Raw genomic sequence first — 19,503 nt, 5'->3', positions numbered from 1 at the left:
AATTCTAACATATTTCGCGTATAATATAAGGGATATGTCAAGCGTCGGCATTTTATGATCCGACGCTTGTTTTGTGGTGAATGATGCTGAATAGCCTCATAATATAGAGACGAAAGGATATGGAGAGAATACCATGCATGAAAGAAAACAAATCCGCAACATTGCGATTATTGCACACGTAGACCACGGTAAAACAACACTTGTAGACAAATTGCTACAGCAATCAGGTATTTTCCGAGAACATGAAGCCGTACAAGAACGTGCGATGGATTCTAATGATCTGGAACGGGAGCGCGGGATTACGATTCTGGCTAAGAACACAGCTATTACGTATAAAGATTATCTGATTAATATCGTTGATACACCAGGACATGCCGACTTTGGCGGTGAAGTAGAACGTATTATGAAAATGGTTGACGGTGTGCTTCTTGTAGTTGATGCTTATGAAGGCTGTATGCCTCAAACCAAATTCGTACTTCGCAAAGCTCTTGAGAGCAACTTGACTCCGATTGTTGTCGTAAATAAAATCGACCGTCCGGCAGCAAGACCAGCTGAAGTTATTGATGAAGTGCTGGATCTGTTTATTGAACTGGAAGCAAATGATGAGCAGCTGGAGTTCCCGGTTGTATATGCATCTGCATTGAACGGTACTTCAAGTCTGGATGCTGAGAAGCAAGATGATAACATGCAAGCGATGTATGAGACCATTATTGAACACATCCCCGCACCAACTGAAAAAGTAGATGAACCTCTCCAATTCCTTGTTACTTTGATGGATTATAACGAGTACCTAGGCCGTATTGCAATCGGTCGCGTGAACCGTGGTATCATTCGTCAAGGCCAGCCAGTAGCTGTTATGACTCGTGACGGTGGCAAGAAATCAGCACGTATTGAGAAATTATTTGGATTTCAGGGACTTCGTCGTGTAGAAATTGAAGAAGCAGGCGCTGGTGATATCGTAGCGATTGCAGGTATCAAGGATATTAATATCGGTGAAACTATTGCCGATCCGAACCAACCTGAAGCACTTCCTGTCCTTAAAATTGACGAGCCTACTCTACAAATGACGTTCCTTGTAAACAACAGCCCTTTTGCTGGACGTGAAGGTAAATGGGTAACATCACGCAAATTGCGTGAACGTCTCTTCAAAGAACTTGAAACAGATGTATCGCTTCGTGTTGATGAAACTGACAGTCCGGATGCCTTTATCGTTTCCGGCCGTGGTGAGCTCCATCTGGGTATCCTGATTGAAAATATGCGTCGTGAAGGTTATGAGCTTCAAGTATCTAAGCCTGAAGTTATCGTCAAGGAAATTGACGGAGTTAGAATGGAACCAGTTGAACGTCTGCTAATTGACGTACCTGAAGAAAGCATGGGTTCGGTAATGGAGAGCTTGGGTTCACGTAAAGCAGAAATGGTAAATATGATCAACAATGGAACTGGTCAGGTTCGTCTTGAATTCCTTATTCCTGCTCGTGGTTTGATCGGATACAGTACACATTTCCTGACGCTGACTCGTGGTTACGGGGTTATGAACCATGCATTTGACAGCTATGGCCCGCTTCATGGTGGTCAAGTTGGCGGTCGCCATGAAGGTGTGCTTGTTTCCAGTGAGAACGGTGTATCGACGTTGTATGGTATTTTGTCTATTGAAGATCGTGGTATCCTGTTCCTTGAACCAGCTACCGAGATTTACGAAGGCATGATCGTAGGTGAGCATACTCGTGATAACGATATTGTCGTTAACATTTGTAAGGAGAAACAGCTTACAAACGTACGTTCAGCAACTAAGGATGACACTGTAAAAATGAAGACTCCGCGTCTATTCTCATTGGAGCAAGCTCTGGAGTATTTGAATGACGATGAATATTGCGAAATAACTCCAAAATCTGTTCGTCTTCGCAAGAAGATTCTGAACAAGAGTGAACGGGAACGCGCTGAAAAACATCGCAAAAATGCAGAAGCTAATTTATAATAAATCAAGAAGTGAAATTTAATCTTTATCTAAAATGATGTGCTAGCGAAGGAGGGAATCGCACTTGCAGGCCTGGTTTGCGCAAAATCCGATCATATCTTATTTTATTATTTTGTTTCTTGTGATTTTCGTGTACAACAAAGTGTTTCGCAATCAGCAGAAGCTTCCGATTTTGAAAGAAATTGTATTGTATTTACTGATTGCGATAGGTTCTCTCATGCTGCTGGTTTTTCAAATCGATAAATTGCCAATTATTCAATGTCTACTCGTAGCAGTTGCATTGATGCTGATGGTGCGTATCCGTTATTTTGTCGAAGGACGCCAAAAGAAAAAAGGGGCTGCACCAAGCGCAGTAGAGAAGCAGGAATAGCATTCCTGCTTGTCTTTGTTTAGAAGTGTAACTTTTCAGATCGATAATTCGTTATTTTTAAAATAAGAGCTCAAAAAGACATATTCAAGATTCTATGTCTAATAACAACCTCTCTATGCGTCTTAATCCAGATGAAATAAGGTGTATTCATTCATGAGTTCTAATCGCAGCGGCCTGCCTCCTCGTGAGCAGAGCCATAGTAGACGAGCTTCAAAAGTTGCCAAAGCAAAACCGAAGAAAAAATCTTCTTTTGGTAAGAAATTCGCAAAATTTATGCTTACTGTAATCGTCGTATTATTTATCGGAATCGGATTATATGCTGGCTATATGTTATCTACAATAGATAAAGTAATCGAGGATACAGGTTCTTCTGATACAGTAGCTCCAGAGAAATCGGCTAAGGTTAAACCGCTAACTATGCTGTTGCTTGGCACGGATTATCGTCCCGAGACAGGTACTCATCTAAGTGATGTTATCATGTTGATTGCGATGAATCCTGAGACCAAATCAGCGACCGTTGTATCCCTTCCCCGGGACACAAGATTTTCAATGGACGGCTATAAAACGAACAAGCTTAACGCTTTTTACCCTAATTTTCTTGTTGCCGAGAAGAAATCCGGAATTTCAGCAGAGCAGGAAATGAAGACGATGATGGGCAAATTTTTCGATTTATCCATAGATTATGTTACTGTGATGAATTTTCAGGCATTCAGGGATGTTGTTGATTCATTGGGTGGTGTCAATATAAATGTGGATGCCAATATGTGCTATAGAGATAGAGCTGACGGTACAGATATTAATCTGAAAGCCGGACAGCAGCATCTTGATGGAGAAGACGCCCTTGGTTATGTCCGATACCGGAAATCAAACTGTTCTCCAAGAACAAAAGCTTCGGATGATTTTGATCGCAACCGGAGACAAAATGAAGTGCTGCATGCCCTGATTGATCAGGCTAAATCACTGAATGGTGTGCTTGGTGCGGGCAAAGTGATTGAATCGGTGGGTAAAAACATGGAAACTGATCTGGAATCACAGCAAATGAAAAACATGATTGCTGCGTACTGGGACATCTCCAAGCAAAATGTTGACTTTGTTCCTGTAACCGGATCATGGAAAAGTCCTTATGTATATTTGAACGATGATGAGCTGGAGAAATCGAAGCAAGCCCTCAGGAATGAACTTGCGGGTACTAAACCGACTGCTGAAGCCGTCAATGGATCGCAAACAGGCGAGTAACAATTGAAGTCAAGTTTTAGGGCATGCTATAATACAATTAGTTAAGAATGGTATGAAACAGGAGGTCTGGCACAATGTCCGAGCTCGTTACCCAGTTGCCTGAGTCGTTGTATTCACAATTTCAGTCAGAAACGTTTGTTTTGTTAAACACCGTAGATCACGAATCCGGGGGACCTACTTCCAGTGCGATTTCATGGATCTATGCCGTAAATTCACAAGTGCTGCGTTTTGCTCTGGATCATCGTTCCAGACTGGTTACAAATATTAAGGCTTGTCCTAAAATTACAATTACCGTTTTTGGCAAGGAGACAATCTATGCAATAAACGGTGTAGCTGATGTAGTACAAAATTACCTTGAAGGGGTTCCTTTTAAAATGTGCTGCTTTGATCTGCGGATTGAGGCGGTTCGTAACGCCTTGTTCTATGGGGCGCAGCTTGCTTCTGCACCAACTTATGAGAAAGTATATGACCAGCGTGCAGCTGATTCGCTCGATAATCAGGTGTTTGCTGCAATGAAAAAAGCCTAGCGATTTTTCGCTGGGCTTTTTTCTATATTGGGACAGACTTATTAAAGAACGCTTTGATTATTTTTTGCTCGGAACACTCTTAGTTTGTGGGACGTTCTCGCGCGGAATCGTATCACTTGGAAGTTGAGGCACGATCCGTCCTATGATATCCGCGAGTTCTGTAGCAAATCCAGAAACAGGGTGACCCTGTGTTATTTTGTTCCCGATTTCGGTAAGACGCTGATTAAGATCGACATCTGCTGTAACGATTGCTCCAGCGCCGTTGGGGTCCTTACGAAGCGCTTCGGCTACGCTATATTTGATACTACCGACTTTGGCTCTTTCGAGTTTGGAATCGACATCTATACCAACAATTGCTGTGGTACCTAATACGACGCAATGAGCACCCTTGACACCTTGTACCTGTTTAGCCAGATTCTCAAGATGGGCTTTTTTATCCACCTGATTGGTGGTGGTATTATCTGTAGCTCTGACAGTAATATTTCCATTTCCGGTATAGTTTCTGCTTTGTGCTCTCGTCATGCTTTGGGTTTGATTATTTGGAGAGGGTGATGCCTGCTTAGGTGACGTAGCACAACTACTTAGCAAGGAAGCCATAATGAACAAACACAGCCAAATTCGCATGTTGAATCCGTCCTTTCAAGATTATTCATGATATCATTTAAGATTTACTGGACGTGAGAAAATTATGTACAGGAATTATGGGCTGAAATGACCACTGGTGGAGGGGATTTTTTGTGAAGAAGATCTTTGTATTGGATACAAATGTATTGTTACACGATCCCAATTCGATTTTTGCTTTTGATGAGCATGAAGTGGTCATTCCGGCCGTTGTGCTGGAGGAAATCGATTCCAAGAAGCGCAATGCCGATGAGATAGGTCGTAATGCACGCGGTGTATCGCGATTGCTGGATGGGCTACGTGAGAAGGGACATTTACATGATGGAGTTCCTTTGGAAAGCGGTGGCTGTGTAAAGGTTGAGCTAAATCATCGAAGTTTTGTTAAGGTACAAGAAATGTTTGGAGATGTAAGTAATGACAATCGGATTCTGGCTGTTGCACTCAATTATTTTTTGGAAGAGCAGGACAAAAATGAGCCTTGTCCTGTAATATTGGTTAGTAAAGATGTACTGGTACGAATTAAAGCAGATGTTTTGGGACTCACAACACAGGATTATTTGTCAGATCGAACAGCAGGACCGAGAGAATTGTATGCCGGTTATTCTTCTATAAAGGTGCATCCTTCAGTAATCGATGAATTTTATTCATATCGATATTTAAGAATTGAACCCTTAAGATTGCCATATTCTCTATATCCTAATGAATTTGTTATTCTGAAAGACGAAATGGGCACAGGTAAATCAGCTCTTCTCAGAGTAAATATTGATGCATCAAGGCTGGAACCGTTGTTTCTTAGCAATGAGTCAGTGTGGGGAATAAGCGCCCGTAATGCTCAGCAGAGAATGGCTCTTGAGTTACTGCTTAATGACGAAATCCCACTTGTTACGATTACAGGGAAAGCAGGTACTGGCAAAACATTGCTGGCTCTAGCGGCAGGACTCCTGAAAGTAGAGGATGAGCACAAGTACAAAAAGCTGCTTATAGCGCGTCCAGTCGTGCCAATGGGTAAAGATATCGGATATTTGCCAGGAGAGAAGGAAGAGAAGCTGCGGCCATGGATGCAACCAATCTATGATAATCTGGAATATTTGTTTGATACGAAGAAATCCGGAGATATCGATAAAATATTGATGGGACTTGGCAGCATTCAGGTTGAAGCTCTGACTTATATTCGCGGACGTTCGATTCCTGGTCAGTTTATCATTGTAGATGAGGCACAAAACTTGTCTCGTCATGAAATCAAAACCATTGTGTCTCGAGTAGGTGAGGGAAGTAAAATTATCGTTATGGGAGATCCGGAACAAATCGATCATCCTTACCTCGATTCAGCTAGTAATGGGCTAACCTATCTGGTAGAACGTTTCAAAGAGCAAGGAATCAGTGGGCATATTACGCTGGAGAAAGGCGAGCGTTCCAAGCTTGCTCAGGTTGCTGCTGACTTGCTGTAATTCATTTAGTAGTTTAGATAAATGCACGCTGGAGAAATGTTCCGGCGTGTTTCTTTTTTTTGCTAAGATTTATCAGGACAAGCGCCAAATGGATTTGATACAATGTAGGATATGAGAACTAGCTAGCAAGGGTTTGAAAACGTGGAGAGGACGAACGAGTGTGAAGCGAAAAAACCAGTGGCTGCTGTTTGCCATCCTTTTGCTTGCTCTAATTAACTTGTCACCAAGTGAGAATTCAACCTTGATCAGGCAAAATAATCCGAGAGAGAATGAGCCAGAAGTGCTGCCCAACCAAGTAACTGTTCAGGATAGGGGGCACATAAAGGTAGCAGTTCAGCTCCCGGATAATGAATTTGTGCGTTTACAGCATATGACTAAGCAGTTCATGGAAGATCACCCTGTAGAGGTAGAGCTTATGAACATGCCGGCTAATGAAGATTATCATGAATTAATGCGGCAGCTAGAGCTTGGAGAATCTCCAGATGTGCTGCTGCTAGATAATACGTGGGTACGGAATTTTGCTGTAGATGGATATTTAATGCCGGCAGAGAACTATTATTCAGGTGCACTTGCCGGTGAAGTATTAAGCGCTTCCCTGGCACAAAATGAATGGAACGGGTATGTTTGGGGTGTTCCATTTGATGTAGATCCTTACGTTTGGGTTTATAATCGATCCCGTTTTAATAGTGTGATGGGTTCCGAATTTCCGGTTACAAAAAATGAATGGGCCAATCTGATTGAGAAGTACACGCAATCTAGTGAACCGTTACCTGCTGATTTTCTGGCATTTGATTTTACCGATCCTTATGCTTCAATGTCATTGATTTGGCAATTGGGTGGGCAGGTGAAGCAAAACAGTAGTGCCTCACCTTTTGAACAAAATGAGAACATAGATTATGCAGTGCAGCAGTTAGACAAACTGAGATCTCATCTTATAAATTTGAATGAAGAATCAGAGACAAGCGGAGGTATATGGGACAAGCTGAATCAGGGAGAGATCGCAGCCGCACTTGTTCGCTATACTGAAGTTAGCAAAAACTATAGCTCATGGATGAAAATTATTTTTGCTGGTCCTGACGATGTTAAAGAGACGATGTGGGTTTCGGGACGCAGCTATGTGGTCTCTGCCCGGTCTGGCAATAAAGAAGCAGCTGGATTGTGGATTACCGAGATGACGACTCAAATCAAGCAGCGTCAATGGATTGAAGTGACAGATCATCTTCCCGTATTCAAAAATATGTATTATCAGGCATCACGAAACGGATTACCTGATGATATCCCGGTCTCGCTAATTAATGGCAAAAAAAGTTCCATTCCTGTAGGAGCAGCGCTGCCTTCACAAATGAAACTTTTTTCGGAGCTATCCAATACATTTTATAATGGCGGTTTTAGTTCCAACCAGTTTTTAAGTGAGATATACAATATCAATGAAGCAAAGAACTGAGATTAAAGAGCAATCTTTAATTTTATAATTAAAGTTCCCTTGTGAATTGTCGCTTCGGTGGCTTCTACAAAGGGAACTATTTTTTTGGGATAAAAGCCAAGGTCAAAATCAGTCTCTAGTTCTTTTCTTGTAGTGTCAGGCAAATCAAGACCATTAAACAACAAACGATCAACGTGAAAAACGATACAATTTTGCGGTTCATTTTCTACAGTATAGTGGCCTTCTACTTTTAGATTAATACCTTCTCGGCTTCCCTGTGCTGTGATTATACCTTCATCAAACTGGAAAGACATATTTGTAAGAAGCTCGTTTTTGGAATGAAGAAAATCGTTCAAATCACTCTCCTGAACTACTATAGTATATCCGTTTTTATCAGAGGTCAGACTGGATTCATGTTCTTGCATAAAGTCGGGAAAATCAGACATCGCCGCAGCTAATGCGCGGAAATAACGTCTTACCTCATATAAACCTACATTCTCCCAGTATAGAGTCATTTCCTCAATCATAGCTTGTAATTTCTCTGGATCTACACTGGAGCTAAGTGAGCCATCAACACTTTGTTGCAGAGCAGCTACACGCTCCCGCTGCTTCAGTAAATTATCTTTTATGGTCTCTAAGTCAGAAGTCATTTTCTCAAGTTTATCCTTCGTTTGCTTTAAGCTCGCATATTCATTCTGATAAGTATCTAGAACGTAATGATCCCGTTCAGCGATGATCTGGTAGTAATCAAGTATCGTAAAAAAATCATGCAAGCTGTTGGCAGACAGCAGGGCACCAAGCAAGGTCTCGCGCTCTCCCATATAGTATGCCGCTAATCGTTTGCCGGCTGCGTCGCGGCTCGTCTTGATTTGCTCATTCTTATAGCCAAGTTGCTCACTTAATTGGGATACTGATTGCTGTGTCTCCTTCTGCCTGTTCTCTATTCTGGAGACTTCCCGGTCTATTTCAATGATCGACAGGCTATCGTTCAATATTTTTAATTCCTCGTCCGTTAAGGGGGCCGCGGATGTTTTCACAGGAATTGTTATGATGAATAGAAGCGATAGTGTAATGAATAGATGCTTGTATTGCTTGTTTAATCTCAAGAGTGATCCTCCCCCTAATTGTGGTATTCATACATATATATATGATAACAGGAAATCAAATATCAGCATGTCAAATTTATTCCTATAGAGGAACAATAAAAAAGAAGACGTTCCGGCTCATTGCCGAATCGTCTTCTTTACTCAATTCAAAGGATTGGGATTTAGAGTGGCAGACCCATTTGGAAAATCGTCCAATAGCTAAAGCCAGTGATCGCTACAATCATGTATCCCCAGAAAAGCAGGATATACGTTCTCTCAGTAAACTTCAGGTAACCAAAAAGAACGAAAAATGCTGTCTGCAGGAAAAACAGAAGGGCCATCTCGGTCAAGTCGCCGGCAAAGGCCATTAGTCCAATGGCTAATGTGAAGAAGCCGAGGACGCGAAACATGCGTGCCAAGGGTAAATCCCCCTTTCTTATGTATACACGATTTCCAATTTCTATACTACATTATACCTGTAACCCCTTACCATGTAAACGAAAAGTCAATAAAAGGTTGGCATTTGCAAGAAAAAATGTGATTGTTGTTACTGCATCTTTATATCTATCCTCGGACTTAATTTAGCATTTTGAAAAAGGAGGTATGGAGGTGCATTATTTTGGCAATACATTTTAGTATCAAATAGATTCTATGAACTCTATGAGAAGCATAGAAATGAAGTAAGAAGCAATTTATTAAGACGTCTAACGGGCGAGAGTCCATTAAAAGACGGTTATATTAGGATGTCGTTAGGAGGGTTTTTATAGCATGACAGCAGTGAGACAAGATGCATGGAGTGCAGAAGATGATTTGATATTGGCAGAGGTAACTTTACGCCATATCCGTGAAGGCAGCACGCAGTTAACTGCTTTTGAAGAGGTTGGGGAAAGAATTGGAAGAACAGCGGCAGCATGTGGCTTTCGTTGGAACAGCTGCGTACGCAAGAAGTATGATGCGGCAATTGGAATTGCAAAGGCACAGCGACAGAAGAGAAGTTATCTTAAGAAGCAGAGCTCTCTATCAGGAAATTCGGCTATAGCCTCATTAGCTTCCGTTGACTTGGAAGAAGGGGTATACAGAAATGAGACATTCACTGAAGAGACCATCTCAATCGATGCAGTAATCCGGTTTTTACGTGGCTGGAAGTCTACAGTTCATGATAGTTCTCGCCATATCAAAACGCTTGAAAGAGAATTGCGTGACAAAGAAGAGGAGCTTGCTGAATTGCGTTCTATAAATGAAAGGCTTTCAGCTCAAGTGAACGAGGTACAGAGTGATTATAGAGTAGTAAATGACGATTATAAGGCTTTAATCCAAATCATGGACAGAGCAAGACGCCTTGCTTTTTTAAATGAAGAGGAAGAAGATTCGAAAAAAAGATTTAAAATGGATGCGAATGGTAATTTAGAAAGAATAGAGTAATTCACTAAACAAAGAACCTTCCATTATATAGGGAGGTTTTTTGTTTTTTATAGAAACAGTACATGTTATTATTTTGTGTTTTGTATGTAAAGTTTGGTATAAATGAAATAGACTTTGTTGATAATGCATAAGTTAGCGTTTAAAAGAAGGAGTATTATATGAAATTCGATATTGTAGGTGCTGGGGCTCTCGGGCTGTTATTTGGTGGTGAGCTGGCAGCATCAGGAGAAGATGTTGTTTTTTGGACAAGAAGTGAAGAGCAGGCCAGAATATTAACTGCTGAAGGTATCGAATTGGGGGAAGAAGCAGGAAATTATAGGGTAATTCAACCTGATAATTTTGAGGCTTACTGTGTAGATTCAATTATTAATAGATCCGTACGCCAGCCTGATTGGTTGATCATTACGACAAAGCAGTGGCATGTTGATGATCATTTATTTGAGGCAGTACAGCATTTGTGTGGGCAAGAGACTAGGGTTGTCTGTTTTCAGAATGGGACTGGGCATGTCGAAGCGTTTCAAGCTATCGTTAAGGATATTCCTGTATATGCAGCTATCACAACTGAAGGAAGCAGACGTAAGGATGCCAGAAGCGTAGTTCGATCCAAGCCGGGTACTACCATGATCGGAATTCCCGCTCGCCATAGCCCTCATGGAGTAGAACTGCTTACAGAGGGTAAGTATAGAGAAGGTTTTGCAGATCAAACAGCAGAATATTTGACGAAAAAACTGATCCTAGCAGGATTTCCGGCGTTAATGTCGAAAGACATCGATAGGGATATTTATAGAAAACTACTCATTAATTCTGTAATTAATCCATTAACAGCAATCTGGCGAGTTCCAAATGGCGATCTTCTGGTTGTGTCAGAGCGTAGAAAAATTTTACGACAGTTGTGTGATGAAGCTGTAGAAATATATCGCGCTAACCAAATAGCTTGTGATAACAACATGTTTGAGCAAATTGTTTCGGTATGCCAATCGACATCCCGTAACATATCTTCAATGTTAAAGGATGTTCTTCAAGGCTCTCCCACTGAAATAGACTCCATTAACGGTCGCCTGATAGAAATGGCACACCGTTCCGGTCTGACAGCACCGGGGCATGAGTTGATAACGTCGTTAATTAAAGGCCTGCAGCCGCAGGAATAATATAATAATTCTACTGAACAATAAGTATAGGAGGTGTAGCTATGGGATACATCAGCACCCTTGTTATCGTTCTCTCCATTGTTCCAGTCGTACCTTTTCTTTTGGCCTACTTTATCACTTACTATATGAAGAAAGATAAAAAAAGAGCCTTCGCGTTAGCAATGGATGTGACGACCTTATTTTTGATCTTGTCTGTTTCCGCTCTCTTTAATAATGTATTTGGTTCTGGTTTCGGTTTTTATCTTATCCTGCTTATTCTGCTGATTGCTTGCGGGTTAATCGGTGGTGCGCAGAACCGTCTCAAAGGAAAGGTCGATATCAGACGAATGTTTAGAGCGGTATGGCGATTGACGTTTGCCGGTACTGGAATAGCTTATGTGGTATTGTTTCTGATTAGCATCATTACATACATTTCTGCAGCTTAATACAACCTAAGTGGAGACCACTTTCAAACACATAATAATGGAACATTAAAAATTAACATCGTTGGTTAATTGTAAACAAACTAAAAAGTCAATATTGTATAAAGGACTATTTTGTTAATAAAATGGTCTATTTTTTTTAACATATGTTCAATTTCGTAAAATTTATGTTGGATTTTTTTGACCACTGGTTGTATAATCTAAAAACATATACGATAAACTTTTAAGGGGGATGCAAAGAATGAAGAAGAACAAAAGTCTATTGCTTCTTTTGACTCTCGTTCTTGCGGTAGGTACTCTGCTCTCGGCATGTGGATCTAACAATGACAAGAACAGTGCTTCAAATGGCGGTAACAACACATCTAACAGTGGTACCAATAGTGGTGAAGAAAAACTGGCCGCAGACCAAACACTTAAAATTAACTTGAGTGCTGAACCACCAACATTCGATCCTGCGCAAGCTCAGGACAGCCAAGCTAACACGGTCCTTAAAACAATGTATGAAGGTCTTGCTCGTATGAACGATAACGGCGAACCTGAACCAGCAGCAGCAGAAAAATGGGATGTTGATGGTACAAAATATACTTTCCATCTTCGTAAAGACGCTAAATGGAGCAACGGTGATCCTGTAACTGCAAAAGATTTCGCATTTGCATGGGAACGTGTTCTTAGCCCTAATACAGATCCGGCTCCACCATATGCATACCAATTGTATTACATCAAAAATGCACAAGAATATAATGAAGGAAAAATTACGGATTTCAATCAAGTAGGCGTTAAAGTAGTTGACGACTACACCTTGGAAGTTGAATTGGTCTCACCAACTCCTTATTTCTTAGGTCTGACTTCCTTCTATACTTACTACCCAGTACATCAATCTGTTAAAGATGATGCTAAATGGGCAGTAGATGCAAGCAAGATGATTGTTAATGGTCCATTTACTTTGACAAACTGGACTAAAGGTCAAACAATTGAAGTTACTAAAAACGAAAACTACTGGGGCAAAGACAACATTAAGTTGAGCAAGATTTCCATGTCCCTTGTAAATAGTGGTGCAACTGAGCTTGCATCTTACAAAAATGGTGAACTTGATCGCACGGGTCATCCTAACGGTGAAGTTCCAACAGATCAAATTCCAATTGTCAAACAAGAGCTTAAAGACGAATTTAAAGTTAAAGGTATTGCAAGTACGTACTACTACCAATTTAACTTGACAGCTAAACCATTTGATAATGAAAAGATTCGTAAAGCATTTGCAATGACTATTGATCGTCAAGCTATCGTTGATAAAGTAACATTGGGTGGACAACTTCCTGCATTTGGGTTTGTTCCTCCAGGTATTAAAGGTGTAAACGATGAGTTCCGCAACGAAGTGAAAGATGATTTCTTTACAGAAAACACTGAGGAAGCTAAAAAACTTCTTGAAGAAGGTATGAAAGAAGAAGGCTACACTCAATTGCCTGAAATTACTTTGACATACAACTCCAGTGAAGCGCATAAGAAAATCGCTTTGGCTGTAGCTGATATGTGGAAGAAAAATCTTGGTGTTGATGTGAAAACGGAAAACCAAGAATGGGGCGTATTTATTGAAAATCGCCAAAACTTGAACTATCAAGTAGCACGCGCTGGTTGGACTGCGGATTATAACGATCCAATGACTTTCCTTGACATGTGGACTTCTAACAGTGGTAACAACGATATCGGTCTCAAAGATGCAGAGTATGACAAATTAATTAACGAAGCAAAAACAACTGAAGATAACGCAAAACGTAATGAAAACTTCAAAAAAGCCGAAGAGATTCTTGTGAAAGATACTATGGGGATCATGCCAATTTATTACTACACTAATATTGCGCTTGAAAAACCATATCTAAAAGGCGTAAGTCTTGACTTCAGTGGTGGTATCGACTATACACGCGCTTATTTGCTGGAGCATTAATTGTAACTTTGGCCAGCTGATTTTAAATTAAATAGTTTTCTCGGGATATATATGTGGGTATTCCATATATATCCCCTTTTTTTTGTACGAATATGACTTGATTCCAAAGTTTATGCATATATACGAATAAATGGAATGGACAAAGTATAATAATTCTCCTAAAATCGAATAGTGTCGAATAAAAATAAAAGGAGGTGCTAACGGGCATGGTTCGTTATATTGCCAACAAGTTTTTCTACATGTTAGTTTCGTTGTTCATCCTAATTTCGGCCACCTTCTTTTTAATGAAGGCTATTCCAGGCGATCCTTTTACTTCAGAGAAAAAGGTACCACCTGCGATTCAGGAACGTTTATATGAACAATACGGTTTGGATAAGCCCGTTTATCAGCAGTATATTAAATATTTAGGTGATGTTGTACAAGGTGATTTTGGGATTTCAATGAAGAAAATCAATCAGGACGTATCTGACATAATTGGTCAAACCTTCTCAGCATCCTTGAAGTTAGGTTTGGTAGCCATTGTTGTTGCCGTTATTGTTGGCGTTCTGCTTGGTATGGTTGCAGCGCTTTATCATCGTAAGCTGATTGATAACATAGCAATGGTCGTTGCAGTTCTGGGAATCGCGGTTCCAAGCTTTGTTATAGCGTCGCTGTTGCAATATGTATTTGCATCGAAGCTTCATTGGCTTCCTACAATGGGCTTTAAGGGGCCAATCTATTATGTATTGCCGGTAGCAGCACTAACGGCGCAGCCTATTGCCTTTATTGCTCGTCTGACTCGTTCCAGCATGCTTGAGGTTTTAAACGCTGACTACATCAAGACAGCAAAAGCCAAAGGCCTTGGCTGGATGGCTATTCTGTTCCGTCACGTTATTCGTAACGGTATTATGCCAGTAGTAACGTATTTAGGTCCAATGACTGCTAACATCGTTACCGGTTCCGTTGTTATCGAGCAAATTTTCGGTATCGGTGGTATTGGTAAACAATTTGTTGAAGCTATTAGCACTCGCGATTATCCGATTATTATGGGGATTACGATCTTTTACGGTATTCTTCTTATGTTAGCAAGATTTATTACGGATATCGCATATGTATTTGTTGATCCAAGAATTAAATTGAGTGGCAAGAAGGAGGGGTAAGGGTGGACACAAATCAAATCAAAGTAATGCCTTCCCCTTCTGATCTGATGCCCGATGATTTTAGAAAAATAGGTACTGATGAGAAGGAAGCGGAGGTTATTGCCCGCGAAAGTATCTCTGCGTGGCGTGATGCATGGCAAAGATTATGTGCGAACAAAATGGCAATGACTGCACTTATTATTTTAGGAATTATCGTTTTAGCAGCGATATTTGGTCCCGTGATTTCCGAATGGGTACATGGTTATAACTATTATTCCAATGATTTGCTTAATACGAATCAACCGCCATCAGCTGAACACTGGTTTGGCACAGATGATCTTGGACGTGATATGTTTGTACGTACATGGAGAGGTGCTCAGATTTCATTGATCGTTGGTCTTGCTGCAGCGTGTATCGACCTTTTGATTGGCGTTATTTACGGTGGCACAATGGGTTACTTTGGTGGTCGTGTAGACGAAATCATGAACAAATTTTCTGAGATTTTGTATTCCATTCCTTATTTGCTTGTAACTATTCTTTTGCTTGTCGTTATGGAGCCAAGTCTTGGTACGATTATTCTCGCCCTGACCATTACAGGGTGGATTAACATGTCCTGGATTGTTCGCGGTGAGATCATGCAGCTTAAGAATCGAGAATTTGTTTTAGCTTCCCGTTCAATGGGTGCCGGATCAGGACGTTTGCTCTTCCGTCATTTGCTGCCGAATGCAGTAGGTCCGATTATTGTTACAGTTACATTGTCTGTACCGAACGCTATTTTCTCTGAAGCATTTCTAAGTTTCCTTGGTCTTGGTGTACAAGCTCCGATTGCTTCGCTAGGTTCGATGATCAACGATGCCCTTACAGGTTGGTTGTACTATCCTTGGCGGATGTTGTTCCCGGCAGCAGTAATCAGTTTAACCATGCTATGCTTTAATATTTTTGGCGATGGTCTTCGTGACGCGCTTGATCCTAAACTGAAGAAATAGGAGGTGGAATGATGGAGCCGATTTTACAAGTCAAAGATTTGCAAGTCTCCTTTCAAGTCAAAGGCGGCGAGGTAAAGGCCGTTCGCGGTATGAACTTTGAAGTAGGTAAAGGGGAAACGATCGCAATCGTTGGTGAATCCGGCAGTGGTAAAAGCGTGACGGCCCAAACGATCATGCGCCTGATTCCTTCCCCTCCGTCAATCATTAAGCAAGGTGAAATTATCTTTAAAGGCGAAGACCTTTTGAAGAAAACCGAGAAACAAATGGAAGCCATTCGCGGTAAGGATATTGGCATGATTTTTCAGGATCCGATGACTTCTTTGAATCCTACAATCAAGGTAGGTAAACAAATTACTGAAGTATTAATTAAACATCAGAAAATGTCAGCGGCTGAAGCGAACAAGCAGGCTCTAGAAATGCTCAAGCTTGTTGGAATTAAAAATGCAGAAGCCCGCTTTAACCAATATCCACATGAATTTTCGGGCGGTATGCGTCAACGTGTAATGATAGCTATTGCACTTGCCTGTCGTCCTGCTTTGCTTATTGCGGATGAACCTACAACAGCGCTCGACGTTACGATTCAGGCTCAAATTATGGATGTTATGAAGGATATGCAAGAGAGACTTGGAACATCTATCATTCTTATTACGCATGATCTTGGTGTCGTTGCGGGCATGTGTGACAGAGTTATCGTTATGTATGCAGGTGAAGTTGTTGAGACTGGTACGAAGTGGGAGATTTTCAAAAATCCACAGCATCCTTACACTAAAGGTCTTCTTAGATCGATGCCACGTCTGGATCAAAAGAAAGGCGAGCCGCTTATTCCAATCATCGGTACGCCACCGGATTTGATTAAACCTCCAGTTGGTTGTCCGTTTGCAGCCCGCTGTGATCATGCGATGAAGATTTGTGAACGTATTGATCCGGGCGCAACTGAATTCAGTGATACGCACACTGCGCGTTGCTGGGAGCTGCATCCGATGGCCAAGGAGGGCAATTCACAATGAGCAAGAATCTGATAGAGGTTAATGGGCTTAAAAAATACTTTAATGTTGGTAGCGGCAAAGTTCTTAAAGCTGTAAATGATATCAGCTTCTCTATTGCTGAAGGCGAAACATTGGGTCTCGTTGGTGAATCCGGTTGTGGTAAATCTACGGCTGGACGGACGATCCTCCGTTTGTATGAGCCTACAGCGGGTAGTGTCATGTTCAACGGAACGGATATTACAAAGCTGTCTCCCAAAAAGATGAAAGCTATGCGCCGGGATATGCAAATGATTTTCCAAGATCCGTATGCATCGCTGAATCCTCGGTTTACCGTAACAGATATCATTGGTGAAGCACTTGATATTCATGGTATGGCTGGATCACGTGCGGAACGCAAGAAACGCGTTGAAGAGCTGTTGGATATGGTTGGACTTAATCCGGATCATGCAACTCGTTATCCGCATGAGTTCTCCGGTGGTCAACGTCAACGTATCGGAATTGCAAGAGCGCTGGCTGTAAATCCGAAATTCATTATATGTGATGAACCTATCTCTGCTCTTGACGTATCCATTCAGGCCCAAGTTGTCAACTTGCTGAAGGATCTGCAGGATCGTCTCGGCCTAACTTATCTGTTCATTGCGCATGATTTGTCAATGGTTAAGCATATTAGTGATCGTGTAGCTGTTATGTATTTGGGTAGAATTGTAGAGCTTGCAGAAAGTGAAGAATTATATGCAAATCCGCTGCATCCCTACACCAAAACTTTGTTGTCTGCAATTCCGATTCCAGACCCTGAAATCGAAGCCAACAAGAAAAGGATATTGCTTGAAGATCACGGTGATGGTCCAATTAGCTCGTCTAAAGGAACTGCTTCTGGCAGCGGGTTGTTCGATCTGGATAATTCTGAGCTTGTTGAAGTATCTAAAGGACACTGGGTATCCATGCCGAAGAAATAAAGAGTTTTGATAAGGAGCTATCGTAATGGGCTAGTCCCATAAGCGGTAGCTCTTTTTGTAGATGATACGTTTCTAACAAATAAGCACAAATTAGTACAAATTAATTTGTCATACAGCCTCTTTTTTCGGTACAATCAAAATGATGTTTGTGACAAATACAGGAGGATTACACCTGATGAAAATTGTAGAAGAGCCATGGCCATCAGGCCAGCCACTGGCAGAGGCACTCATAAATAATTACTCCTCTGTAGAACACTTATACGGATATAATCCGCGCTTTGATGAGAGTTGGAGTAATAGATTGGACTACCTGCACTCATCTGATAGTAAAAGAGCAGATCGGTCGAAGCTAGTCAAAGTACTCCGTGAATTCAACCATCGATATAATTCTCATGAAGCTGTGGATAAAGCTTTAGATAAGCTTGCTCTTAAAGAGACTGCCGTAATTGTAGGTGGACAGCAAAGCGGTTTGTTTACAGGGCCGCTCCTTGTTATATACAAGGCGGTAACGATTATCAAGGCTGCTCAGCATGCGGCAGCAAAATTGGGACAGCACGTTGTTCCTGTGTTTTGGATAGCTGGCGAGGATCATGACTGGGATGAAGTGAATCATACTTATGTATTATCCTCTGATCTGCACGTAAGCCGTATTCGAATCCCACGCGATTCTGACCATCGTCGTCCGGTGAGCTGGACAGAAGTAAGTCATGAGGAGTGGGAGGAGGCAGCACAAGAGCTGGAACAGCTGCTGCCAGGTAGCGAATTTAAAGAGAGCATGATGGATGTCTTCAAACAAGCAGCAATGGAATCAGCTACACTAACGGAATGTTTTGCTAGATTAATGGGTAGCTGGTTTGGTCGATATGGCCTCATTTTGCTTGATTCCGCTGACCCGGGACTGAGGGCACTTGAAGTAGATGTTTTTGAAGATATAATCAATCGTAATGATGAGATGGAACAGGCTTATCACATCTCTGCGGATGAAGTTGTTGGTTTGGGTTATGCGCCTCAGGCTGATGTTGCAAGAGATGGAGCTAACTTGTTCTACATAAATGATGGCGAGCGGCTCCTGCTATTCAAGCAAAATGGAAAATTTTGTGATCGCAAGGGCAAGGTAGCTTTTACTCGAGAAGAGCTGCTTGCGGAATTAATGAGCCATCCTGACCGATTTAGCAACAATGTATTAACCCGTCCGATCATGCAGGAATGTATGCTGCCAGTATTGGGTACGGTTCTGGGAAATGGAGAGATTGCCTACTGGGCATTGACAGGACGTGCTTTTCATACACTTGGACTTGAGATGCCAATTTTGCTGCCGAGGGAATCCTTCACGGTTATGGAAGGTACGCTGCAGAAGCACATGGAGAAATACGGGTTAAGCTGGGATGATGTGAAGGATCGGGATCATTTGAACAACAAGCGTGACAGCTGGCTGTCAGAACAGGATGCGTTGCATCTGGATGAACAGTTCGATGAGATTAAGGCAGCCTTTACAGGAATGTACAACCCATTGATTGATCAACTTGGTGGAATTCAGAATGGGCTTGTCAAGTTAGGAAATGCAAACCGCGATAAAATTGTCGATCAAATCGAGTATTTAAGAGGCAAGGCGAAGGATGCTCTGGCAAAAACGAATGAAGCCGGCTTGAGACATTTTGACCGGATCGAGCTAAGCCTGTTCCCGCAGAACAAGCTGCAAGAACGTGTTTATAATGTTTTCTATTATTTAAATCGTTATGGAGAAGATTGGATTGACGGTCTGGTGAATATTCCTTATGATGTAACGGGAACACACCGAGTTATTTATTTGTAGTACACTACACACATTAACTATATAGGAG

The 19,503-nt window shown here is 41.5% G+C and carries 18 protein-coding genes; 15 read left to right on the top strand and 3 right to left on the bottom strand.

What is annotated here, in order from left to right; all coding sequences use genetic code 11:
- Positions 1–133: 133 nt before the first annotated feature.
- The 4 genes from typA (at position 134) to BLS49_RS02880 (ending at position 4,108) form a co-directional block, all read left to right on the top strand.
- Entirely contained in the window at positions 134–1,975 is a 1,842-nt protein-coding gene (gene typA / locus BLS49_RS02895; RefSeq protein WP_091226593.1) for a translational GTPase TypA, read from the top strand.
- A gap of 64 nt (positions 1,976–2,039) precedes the next feature.
- A complete protein-coding gene (locus BLS49_RS02890; RefSeq protein WP_091226591.1) occupies positions 2,040–2,345 on the top strand; it encodes a YlaH-like family protein in 306 nt (101 codons plus the stop codon).
- Between the two features lie 153 nt (positions 2,346–2,498).
- On the top strand, positions 2,499–3,581 hold the full coding sequence (locus BLS49_RS02885; protein ID WP_091226590.1) for an LCP family protein: 1,083 nt from the start codon (positions 2,499–2,501) through the stop codon (positions 3,579–3,581).
- Between the two features lie 74 nt (positions 3,582–3,655).
- Positions 3,656–4,108 (top strand): PNPOx family protein, encoded by a 453-nt coding sequence (locus BLS49_RS02880; protein ID WP_091226588.1) that lies wholly within the window; start codon positions 3,656–3,658, stop codon positions 4,106–4,108.
- A 57-nt stretch (positions 4,109–4,165) separates the two neighbouring features.
- Here the strand turns inward: BLS49_RS02880 and BLS49_RS02875 are convergent, their stop codons facing one another.
- Positions 4,166–4,732, bottom strand: a complete 567-nt coding sequence (locus BLS49_RS02875) for a YhcN/YlaJ family sporulation lipoprotein (protein WP_091226587.1) — start codon at positions 4,730–4,732, stop codon at positions 4,166–4,168.
- Between the two features lie 113 nt (positions 4,733–4,845).
- Here BLS49_RS02875 and BLS49_RS02870 point away from each other — a divergent pair, with 113 nt between their 5' ends.
- Both BLS49_RS02870 and BLS49_RS02865 read left to right on the top strand, forming a co-directional pair.
- Complete coding sequence (locus tag BLS49_RS02870) at positions 4,846–6,177, top strand: PhoH family protein (protein WP_091226586.1); 1,332 nt, start codon at positions 4,846–4,848, stop codon at positions 6,175–6,177.
- 160 nt (positions 6,178–6,337) lie between these two features.
- On the top strand, positions 6,338–7,621 hold the full coding sequence (locus tag BLS49_RS02865) for an ABC transporter substrate-binding protein (protein ID WP_091226585.1): 1,284 nt from the start codon (positions 6,338–6,340) through the stop codon (positions 7,619–7,621).
- A gap of 2 nt (positions 7,622–7,623) precedes the next feature.
- Here BLS49_RS02865 and BLS49_RS02860 read toward each other — a convergent pair whose 3' ends face one another.
- Together BLS49_RS02860 and BLS49_RS02855 are read right to left on the bottom strand one after the other, a co-directional pair.
- On the bottom strand, positions 7,624–8,706 hold the full coding sequence (locus tag BLS49_RS02860; protein WP_091226583.1) for a coiled-coil domain-containing protein: 1,083 nt from the start codon (positions 8,704–8,706) through the stop codon (positions 7,624–7,626).
- A gap of 161 nt (positions 8,707–8,867) precedes the next feature.
- Entirely contained in the window at positions 8,868–9,104 is a 237-nt protein-coding gene (locus BLS49_RS02855) for a DUF2626 family protein (RefSeq protein ID WP_091226581.1), read from the bottom strand.
- Between the two features lie 349 nt (positions 9,105–9,453).
- Here BLS49_RS02855 and BLS49_RS02850 point away from each other — a divergent pair, with 349 nt between their 5' ends.
- The 9 genes from BLS49_RS02850 (at position 9,454) to bshC (ending at position 19,475) form a co-directional block, all read left to right on the top strand.
- A complete protein-coding gene (locus BLS49_RS02850; protein WP_091226579.1) occupies positions 9,454–10,107 on the top strand; it encodes an RsfA family transcriptional regulator in 654 nt (217 codons plus the stop codon).
- 158 nt (positions 10,108–10,265) lie between these two features.
- A complete protein-coding gene (locus tag BLS49_RS02845) occupies positions 10,266–11,255 on the top strand; it encodes a ketopantoate reductase family protein (RefSeq protein WP_091226577.1) in 990 nt (329 codons plus the stop codon).
- A gap of 41 nt (positions 11,256–11,296) precedes the next feature.
- Positions 11,297–11,680 (top strand): DUF3397 domain-containing protein, encoded by a 384-nt coding sequence (locus tag BLS49_RS02840; protein WP_091226575.1) that lies wholly within the window; start codon positions 11,297–11,299, stop codon positions 11,678–11,680.
- A 238-nt stretch (positions 11,681–11,918) separates the two neighbouring features.
- Positions 11,919–13,616, top strand: a complete 1,698-nt coding sequence (locus tag BLS49_RS02835) for a peptide ABC transporter substrate-binding protein (RefSeq protein ID WP_091226574.1) — start codon at positions 11,919–11,921, stop codon at positions 13,614–13,616.
- Between the two features lie 206 nt (positions 13,617–13,822).
- Positions 13,823–14,755 carry an ABC transporter permease gene (locus BLS49_RS02830; protein ID WP_091226572.1) on the top strand — a complete coding sequence of 311 codons (933 nt, stop codon included), beginning with the start codon at positions 13,823–13,825 and terminating at the stop codon, positions 14,753–14,755.
- 26 nt (positions 14,756–14,781) lie between these two features.
- A complete protein-coding gene (locus BLS49_RS02825) occupies positions 14,782–15,720 on the top strand; it encodes an ABC transporter permease (protein ID WP_175471297.1) in 939 nt (312 codons plus the stop codon).
- Between the two features lie 11 nt (positions 15,721–15,731).
- Positions 15,732–16,727, top strand: a complete 996-nt coding sequence (locus tag BLS49_RS02820; RefSeq protein WP_091226569.1) for an ABC transporter ATP-binding protein — start codon at positions 15,732–15,734, stop codon at positions 16,725–16,727.
- Complete coding sequence (locus BLS49_RS02815; RefSeq protein WP_091226568.1) at positions 16,724–17,662, top strand: ABC transporter ATP-binding protein; 939 nt, start codon at positions 16,724–16,726, stop codon at positions 17,660–17,662. Before BLS49_RS02820 ends, BLS49_RS02815 begins: the two co-directional genes overlap by 4 nt.
- Before the next feature lie 175 nt (positions 17,663–17,837).
- Positions 17,838–19,475, top strand: coding sequence for a bacillithiol biosynthesis cysteine-adding enzyme BshC (gene bshC / locus BLS49_RS02810; protein WP_091226566.1), 1,638 nt, complete (start codon positions 17,838–17,840; stop codon positions 19,473–19,475).
- The last annotated feature ends 28 nt before the right edge of the window (positions 19,476–19,503 follow it).

The sequence above is a fragment of the Fontibacillus panacisegetis genome, assembly GCF_900102215.1.
Classification (GTDB): domain Bacteria; phylum Bacillota; class Bacilli; order Paenibacillales; family Paenibacillaceae; genus Fontibacillus; species Fontibacillus panacisegetis.
Note: the sequence above shows the minus strand (reverse complement) of the source record. Positions and strands in the feature narration are given on the sequence as shown.

Excerpts from the sequence above, each read along its gene's own strand:
- typA (WP_091226593.1), top strand. The coding sequence starts at position 134 with ATGCATGAAAGAAAACAAATCCGCAACATTGCGATTATTGCACACGTA.
- BLS49_RS02885 (WP_091226590.1), top strand. The coding sequence starts at position 2,499 with ATGAGTTCTAATCGCAGCGGCCTGCCTCCTCGTGAGCAGAGCCATAGT.
- BLS49_RS02880 (WP_091226588.1), top strand. The coding sequence starts at position 3,656 with ATGTCCGAGCTCGTTACCCAGTTGCCTGAGTCGTTGTATTCACAATTT.
- BLS49_RS02875 (WP_091226587.1), bottom strand. The coding sequence starts at position 4,732 with ATGCGAATTTGGCTGTGTTTGTTCATTATGGCTTCCTTGCTAAGTAGT.
- BLS49_RS02850 (WP_091226579.1), top strand. The coding sequence starts at position 9,454 with ATGACAGCAGTGAGACAAGATGCATGGAGTGCAGAAGATGATTTGATA.
- BLS49_RS02845 (WP_091226577.1), top strand. The coding sequence starts at position 10,266 with ATGAAATTCGATATTGTAGGTGCTGGGGCTCTCGGGCTGTTATTTGGT.
- BLS49_RS02840 (WP_091226575.1), top strand. The coding sequence starts at position 11,297 with ATGGGATACATCAGCACCCTTGTTATCGTTCTCTCCATTGTTCCAGTC.
- BLS49_RS02835 (WP_091226574.1), top strand. The coding sequence starts at position 11,919 with ATGAAGAAGAACAAAAGTCTATTGCTTCTTTTGACTCTCGTTCTTGCG.
- BLS49_RS02830 (WP_091226572.1), top strand. The coding sequence starts at position 13,823 with ATGGTTCGTTATATTGCCAACAAGTTTTTCTACATGTTAGTTTCGTTG.
- BLS49_RS02825 (WP_175471297.1), top strand. The coding sequence starts at position 14,782 with ATGCCTTCCCCTTCTGATCTGATGCCCGATGATTTTAGAAAAATAGGT.
- BLS49_RS02820 (WP_091226569.1), top strand. The coding sequence starts at position 15,732 with ATGGAGCCGATTTTACAAGTCAAAGATTTGCAAGTCTCCTTTCAAGTC.
- BLS49_RS02815 (WP_091226568.1), top strand. The coding sequence starts at position 16,724 with ATGAGCAAGAATCTGATAGAGGTTAATGGGCTTAAAAAATACTTTAAT.
- bshC (WP_091226566.1), top strand. The coding sequence starts at position 17,838 with ATGAAAATTGTAGAAGAGCCATGGCCATCAGGCCAGCCACTGGCAGAG.